General features: G+C 63.7%; 5 protein-coding genes. All 5 read right to left on the bottom strand.

Annotated elements, in window-relative coordinates:
* A partial coding sequence (locus EYQ35_00535; protein ID HIF62632.1) for a hypothetical protein occupies nucleotides 1–1,180 on the bottom strand: 1,180 nt, incomplete at its 3' end.
* A gap of 16 nt (nucleotides 1,181–1,196) precedes the next feature.
* Nucleotides 1,197–2,405, bottom strand: a complete 1,209-nt coding sequence (locus tag EYQ35_00540; protein ID HIF62633.1) for a hypothetical protein — start codon at nucleotides 2,403–2,405, stop codon at nucleotides 1,197–1,199.
* 188 nt (nucleotides 2,406–2,593) lie between these two features.
* On the bottom strand, nucleotides 2,594–3,328 hold the full coding sequence (locus EYQ35_00545; GenBank protein ID HIF62634.1) for a 1-acyl-sn-glycerol-3-phosphate acyltransferase: 735 nt from the start codon (nucleotides 3,326–3,328) through the stop codon (nucleotides 2,594–2,596).
* 6 nt (nucleotides 3,329–3,334) lie between these two features.
* Nucleotides 3,335–5,296, bottom strand: a complete 1,962-nt coding sequence (locus tag EYQ35_00550; protein HIF62635.1) for a DUF3604 domain-containing protein — start codon at nucleotides 5,294–5,296, stop codon at nucleotides 3,335–3,337.
* Nucleotides 5,293–5,685 carry a hypothetical protein gene (locus EYQ35_00555; protein HIF62636.1) on the bottom strand — a complete coding sequence of 131 codons (393 nt, stop codon included), beginning with the start codon at nucleotides 5,683–5,685 and terminating at the stop codon, nucleotides 5,293–5,295. The genes EYQ35_00550 and EYQ35_00555 overlap by 4 nt, the downstream gene beginning before the upstream one ends.
* Nucleotides 5,686–7,203: the final 1,518 nt, after the last annotated feature.

Consider the following 7,203-nt stretch of genomic DNA (forward strand, 5'->3'; position numbering starts at 1 on the left):
ATCCGAATTTATCCAACGCGGCGGCGTCAGAGGCTGTGATCTTTTTGACCTCGCCCCAGTTGTCTGTGCCGCCCGCGTCGCGCTGGAACACGTAGGCCGACCCGAATGTCGATCCCGCAGTGGAAAAGCTAGGCGACCCGACAATGGCCGTGTCGCCGCTGATCGCTACCGACCACCCGAAGAAGTCTAGATAGGCAGCATCAGAGGCGGTGAGCTTTCTGACCTCGTTCCAGTTGCCTGTGCCGAGACCTGCTTGGCGCTGGTATATGTAGGCCGACCCGGATGACGTTCCCCCGTCGTCGTTGTAAGGCGACCCGACAATGGCCGTGTCGCCGCTGATCGATACCGACTGCCCGAATAGGTCGCCTCCGTCGGCGTCAGAGGCGGTGATTTTTTTGACGTTGGTGAGAATGGGATCGATGACCACGGGGTAGCGAGCGCCGCGGTCCTCCACCGACAGGCGCACGAGCAGGCCACCCCCCGCCCGTGCGGTTTCCCCCGACGAGACCAGTTCCATGCGTGACGCCAGCGGCCTGCCCGTGGCGTCGAATGCGTGCAACTTGGCGTAGCCCAGGCGCGCGCCCGCCCCGTGGAAAACGAGATCCTCTCCCACGCGCTCGGCCTCAAGTCCACCGCTGACGCGAAGATCAACCACCAGCGTCCCATCGCCACCCGGGCGCTGGTGGAGCGTGAATCCCTGCTCGATGCCACTACCCGAGTTCACGTACCACTCGGTGATACCGTGGCGCCGGTACTCTATGCGTTCCCGGTCAACCACGATATTGGCCGCGGTGGCGGGGCTAACGTGATCAATACGACCATAGGCGGCCAGCTGCATGTTCCACTCGGCCTTCGAATCGCCCACCGTTACCTGGACGCCCCGAGTACTGAAGGTGGCACGCAAGCCCTGCCGCGGGTTGTTGGCATGGTACAGGCCCGGCTCGCCGGGATCCTGCACGACCTGGTAGGAGCTACGCTCGATGGATTCCTGCAGACTGGCCGGCAGGTCGGAGATAGACAGCGTGTTGCGTTGCTGTGGCCCGGCCGTGCCGGCCGCGCTCCCCGGTAGATTCACCACGCAGAAGGACAGGAAGAACGCCAACGCCGATATGCCGACGATCGTCGACCGCCTCGCGATAAATCGCGCCAGGTGGGGGATCGTTGTTTTTTTTCGGCCCATGTCAGTTCTCCCGGTGCTACTGGCAGGCACAGTCGTTAGTACTCCCCGATTGTGAGCAGACCAGCGGGTCCGGGCATATCCCGAAGCACTGCGGCGCGCCTGAATCTTCGCAGGCCGTTTTCTTGAGCGCCGGCACACACAACTCCTTTGTCTTGCCCACCTTGATGTCGCGGTACATGAACTGATCCACCACCACCTGCTCCGGTGGATCGGGGGGCGGCTTGCACTTGAGTTTGTAGCAGATGAAGTCGGTGGTCAGCGCAGGGCCGGAAATGGGGTTCAATGACACGGGGTTGCCGCCCAAGGTGGCACTGTTGACGATTTTAAGCGTCGGGGCGCAGAACCTGAGGGCCTTTTTAACCTCGCAGTTGGAATCGAGCCCGAACTGGGGCGAGTCTAGATCGACGTAGGCCAGGAACTTCTTCAAGTAAAAGGCGTCCTTCATGTTGTAGCACTGCAGATGGCTTTCGCGGGCGCAGGTGCAGTCGGGCAGGCAGTGGCCCGGGCACAAAGTGTCATCGCTGCCGTCGCACTCTTCGCCTGCCTCGGTCACGTTGTTGCCGCAGAGAGAGTTGGGGCAATTGCCAAAAATCAGGTATTCGTCGTGGTTACATCCGGGAGAGAATGTAGAGTTTTGACCGGGGCAATTCCCGCTTTCGTACCACATCCACTCGTTGGCGGCTGCCCCCGGCGAAACGGTCCAGAAGGTCCCCCCGGGTGAAGAATTATCTTCGCCCACTGTCACTGCCTGCCATGAACTGCCGCTGTCACATGTAGCGATCTGCGTGTCGAGATCAGCTACGCTGGGTGCCGGATTCCCGTGGTCAAGATCGATGCCGGTGGCGCAAACCTCCCAGTAGCCCAGATCTCCGCTGAGTATCGTCTGCCCGCCGGAGTCAATCTGGGCGAGCAGTCCTTGCGCAGTGTTGTCGTCGCTCCAAGCGGCGATATAGACACAGCCATCGCAATTGAAGTTGTAGGTTTCGGCGGAATTGATTTGGGTGCTGCTTCCAAACGCTGTGCTGCCACCCAGGTCTGTCGTAGCGCCGTTGGCATCACGACAGTAGATCTCGTACGCATTGTCTGCCGTCACAAAGGCGGTTATTGGTTGGGCCCGGGCCGGTGTGGCCGACAGCAGCAGCGCTGCCGCCAGTAGCGTCAACGGCACGCCGCCTTTGAGTGCACTGCCGCTGAACCAGCACAGCACCTGAGAAAACCTTGCCACTTCCATCAATTACCTCTCGGCCTCTGAATCACCCCGAACGTAACCGGGCGAATGACCCCTGTCGAGCCTCGTACACCCCCGAACGGGGGGGTGGGGGGTGGGGAGGGCGCAAAAAAACCCTTTCGCTATGCTCTCAGGTGGTCAGTGGCGGGGCGTCGACCACAGGTCCGGCCGGGGCCGCGGCACTGTTACCGGAGCGATAGCTCCAGGCGGTAGGCCGCTTCGACTTCTTCGACCTTCTGGTCAAGGGCGTCCAGGCTCCAGTCGCTTGTCTCAAGCGGCGCGAGCACGCTTACGTTGACCACGCCGCTGCGCATTATCCATCCACCCTGCGGAAGAACCCTGCCCGCGTCGTGAATAACGATTGGCACCAGCGGCACCCCGGCAGCCATGGCGATTCGGAAGGCGCCTTTCTTGAAACGCCCGAGATCGGAGCCGGGGCTTCGTGTTCCCTCCGGGGCCATGGCGATGGCCGTTCCCCCGCGCAGTGTCTCGACCGCCGGTAGAAGGGCGCGCAGGGCATCTGCGTGGTCGCCGCGATCTACGAACACCGTTCCGGCAAAAGCGAAAGCCGGTCCCAGTACTGGATTGGAGCGTATTTCTCGCTTGGCCACGGCCACGAAGTCGCGCTGCAGCAGCGCACACAGGAGTATAGGGTCAATGCCACTCTGGTGGTTGAGGATGAAAACCGCCGGGCGCAGTGACAGGTGCTCGGCGCCGTCGACTCTGAGTTCTACTGCCGCCGCGCGCAGCCCCAGTCTGCCCCAGGCGCCGATAGCCCTGTTCATGGCCGCCCTTCGGTCACGGGTGCGTAGCAGGCACCACGCGCCCGTGAGCAATCCGGGCAGGATCGCAGCCACGGTAAGCAGCGTGCGAACTATGTCGGCCGGGGTGGCGGGGCGGGCGTTCGTGCCGCTACCCATGGTCGGTCAGGGCTGCCCCGCGGGCGTGTACCACACCGGCGAGGTCCACGCGCGCTCGCGTATGGAGCGGGCGACGCCCGTGTCGCAGCAGGTGGCCAACTCACCGGGCACCGAGTCCGGGTCGTCGCAGTCTACACCCGCGCGGTTGCACAGGTAGCTGTTCCAGCGGCAGCTCGGTACCTCGAGCACGCGCGCGTAGTAGAAGGCCGGCGCGTCGGGGTCAAAGTCGGGGTCTGTCCACACCGTGCACAACTGGTCGGAACCGCGCGCCCGGGTAGTGCAGGTAGAAAGATCGAGAGCGTCGGGATCAGCAGGTTCGCCCGCCACGTCGTAGACCTTCTCCACGCTGCGGCCATTGTCGAGGTAGCCCTTGACGATCTGTATCCGTTCGAGCGGGTGGCTGGGCGACTGCTTGCCGGCGGGATCGCGAAGCGCCCACAACGCCAGTTTCGGGGCGCCCGGGCCGCGGGCCGCGGGAAGATCGCCACCCATGGGCACGCCACCGGCGTAGCCTTTTTCAACGAAGTCGGAATCGCCGCAAAGGTCGTCGGGGTAGTCCCAGCCGGCAAACATTCGCACCGTCATGCGCGGCCCGCTTGTGCCGTAGACCTCGCGGCGGCGCATGGCGGCGAACAGGGCGTCGCGCGAGTTTTCCTCGGCCCATAGAACGGCCAGACCGCCGGGGTTGAATTCGGCGCGGTCGGGAAAGGCCGGCACCTGTAAACGCGAATCCACGGTTCCCGCCGCGTGTCCGACAAAGCTGTCCTCGTCGACCATGCCGGGGGCGGCGAGGTGGGTGTCGGTTGAGCCTATAAGACCGAACTTGAAAGGGTTGATGCCCAGTCGCGCCTGCTGCACCAGTCCCTCGGCCAGCACTTCGCGCGTGTACATGAGAGGTGGCAGCTTGCCGGGTTCACTGGTGACGTGGGCCATGTCGGCCATGCGGGCGTAGGGCAGGGTCTCGTAGGCGCACAGCTCGTCCTCGGCGCCCGGACGGCATTCGCTGTCGCCCTTGTGCTGGGTGACCTCCACCAGGGTCTCCAGGCGCGCGCGCGTGGCCGCGTCCTCGGCCGAAATCGGCGAACCGTCCGCGCTGGTGATGGTGAACATTGAGCCCGCACTCACGTTGGAGTTGTGGGGAATGGCCAGCACGTCGCAGCCGTTGCCCGCCTGCAGGCATTCCTGGTCCAGGGCCTGCCACAGGCCCTCCTGGGTGGGTGTTTCTATGTAGGTGGTCGGGAAGCGCTGGGCGGTGGCGTTGCGGAAGATGACATTACGGTGGATGTTGCGGCCTCCCGGCATGCCGGTCCACTCGTAGCCAACGAAGGTCGTGAAACCGCAGGCCGAGCTGCGGTCGTAGTGAGCTTCGGCGGCCTGCTGGATTTCCTGCCAGGGGCCAAGCGCCGCCTTCAGGCACACTGCGCCGCCGCTTCCGCAGAACGAGTAGCGCGAGGGCAGCTCGCTGCTGTAGACGTGGCCGTTGACGAGTATGTAGCCCAGCTTGGGAAACCTGCGCACCACCCGGCACACCAGCGAGTCGTGTCCTTCCTGCGATGGATCATCGCAGATACGGGTTTCGCCCAGCAGGTCGCTGTGGTCGGTGACGATGGCAAAATCCAGCGGCCGTCGGAGTTGTATGCTGCGCGAGGGGAGGCCGTCTCTGCTGTAAGGCTGTATGCCGAGGGCTTCGCCCCTGGCAAAACGGTAGGCGTCGCCGGGCCCGGCCATGGTTCCCTGGCCCCAGGCGTCAAACGACAGGGCGGTGTGAACGTGGGTGTCGCCGAAGAACGCGCGGCGAAGGGGATTGTAGTCGGTGCAGGGTGAGCGCTGCTCGCTGCGCTCGAAGGGTGCCTCGCTCGCTGTCGCGTTAGCGGCCGGCAGTAACAGGGTCGGCAGCAACAGCGCGGGCAGTAACACCACCGGCAGTAACAGCGATGGCAGCAACAGCGCCAGGACGACGCGCTTCATGACAGCAACCCCAACAGGTTGGAGTGGGGCAGGCCGCCGAAGGGGGTGATGTAAAGGTCAAACAGCAGCGCGATCAGCAGCAGGGTGGCACAGCCGGCCACGACAACACCCGTACGTGCGCGTACGGGCAGGCGGGTAAGCAGCCGCGTGCACAGTCGGGCTGCCAACCACCACAGCAACAGGTACACCAGCGCGTGGCCGGCGAACAGCGCGAGGATGAGCGGCACCGGCCCGGCCGCTCCTTCTACCGCCATCACGGCGGCGGTTACCACGGCCAGCAGCAGGTAACGCGCCGTTGGAGCCAGCACCTCCCAGGGCCCGAGCATGGGCAGCGGGACGGTGAGAACGAAAACGCAGAAGAGCAGCCAACGGGTCGTGCGTGTAACCATGCTTCAGCCGACCGCGCCCGGGGGATCGTTTTCCATATCGGGTAGCGCGGGCACGATCGTTCAGCCGGGTGAGCCCCGGTCGCCTGACAGCGAGGCGAACTCGTGCTGGTCGGTCATCGAGTATTCGCGCGCGCCAAGCAGTGTTGGTGCATCCCCGGCCCCCGGGGCGGGTTCATGGCCGGCACCGGCCGGGCGGTTTTTTTCTTTGTCGATGACATGGGGTTACGTCAGCGTGTGCTGGCGGTGGTACAAGATATTGGATTTTCCCGGGCAAATGGCAAGGCCCGGGTCTTCACGGGCGGGTGATTCGAGGTGGCGGGTCGATATCGGAGCGGCGCGGGCAGGCACACGGTACACGAGCGCGTGGCCGGCAAACAGCGCGCGGATAAGAGCCCCCGCCCCGGGGGGGGGCTCCCAACTACGGCACGCAGCTGGAGTTCGACGTGGCGTCGTCAAAGACGTCGCAGTCCACGCTTGTTCCGTCCATCGCGTTTACCATCAGGCAGACACGGCATTGGGCCAGGCGGGAAACACAACCCGTAAAGTCACCCTCTCCCACGCACTGGCCGGGGAAGATAGTGTCGAGCTGTTCGGGCGCGCACGACTTGTTGACGTCAGCCGTCAACTTCGCAACACCCTTGGCAATTTTGCCCCTGTCGTCGGTTATAACGGCGTTCAAGCAGCTGCCGAGGCTGTCCTGGTTGACGACGGTCTCAGCTTTCAGCCCTGCACTCTTGCACGCAATGAATAACTTGAAGGCAGTGCCCGCGATCTTTTCGTAGTCCTTTGAGACCGCTGCCTGGCACTTGGCTCCGTTCTTGTCGGCCTTGGAGTTGATGATGGTAGACTCCAGGTCGCTGCCGAACACCTGGCCGACCAGTGCCACTTCGTTGCTGATCGCCGCAAGGTTTACGCTTGCTCCAGACGTATAGCCGAAGTCAGGTACCACACCGCAGGCCTTGGTTTCCGTTGCGATCGTTTTTGCCTCAGCCTTGGCAACTTTTCCCTTAGCATCGGCGGTCAGGCAGGCGGTGGGGTTCGCTTCTTTACCCTTGCCGGCGTTCTTGATGCAGGAGGTGTTTGCCTTGCCCTGGGTGGCGGCAACCTTGGCGCCGGCCTTGTTGAGTGAATTTATACACTTGGCCTGGTCCTTGGTCTGGACGTAAGGCCCGCATATGTCGACCCCGCTGGCGCACGAACCCGTCACGCAGAGCGAACCCGTGGTGCACGCATCGCCGTCGTCGCAGCCTCCACCCTCGTTAGACTCTAAAGACTCACAGGCGTCGGCGGTTTCGTTGCAGTTTCCGGTCGTGCACTGGTTGTCGAGTCCCGAGCAGTCGGTAGCCACGCCACCATCACAGGCACCAGCCGTGCAGGTCTCACCGGTGGTGCAGAAGGCGCTGTCGTCACAGGCCGTTCCGTCGGCCTCGTTACCGTTGTCGGTACAGATGCCACTGCCATTACAAGTGTCATCGACCAGGCATTCATCGCCCTGGGTGCCGCAGGCAAAGCCCGCGG

This window comes from Candidatus Binatota bacterium, assembly GCA_012960245.1.
In the GTDB taxonomy this organism is placed as follows: Bacteria; Desulfobacterota; Binatia; order UBA1149; family UBA1149; genus UBA1149.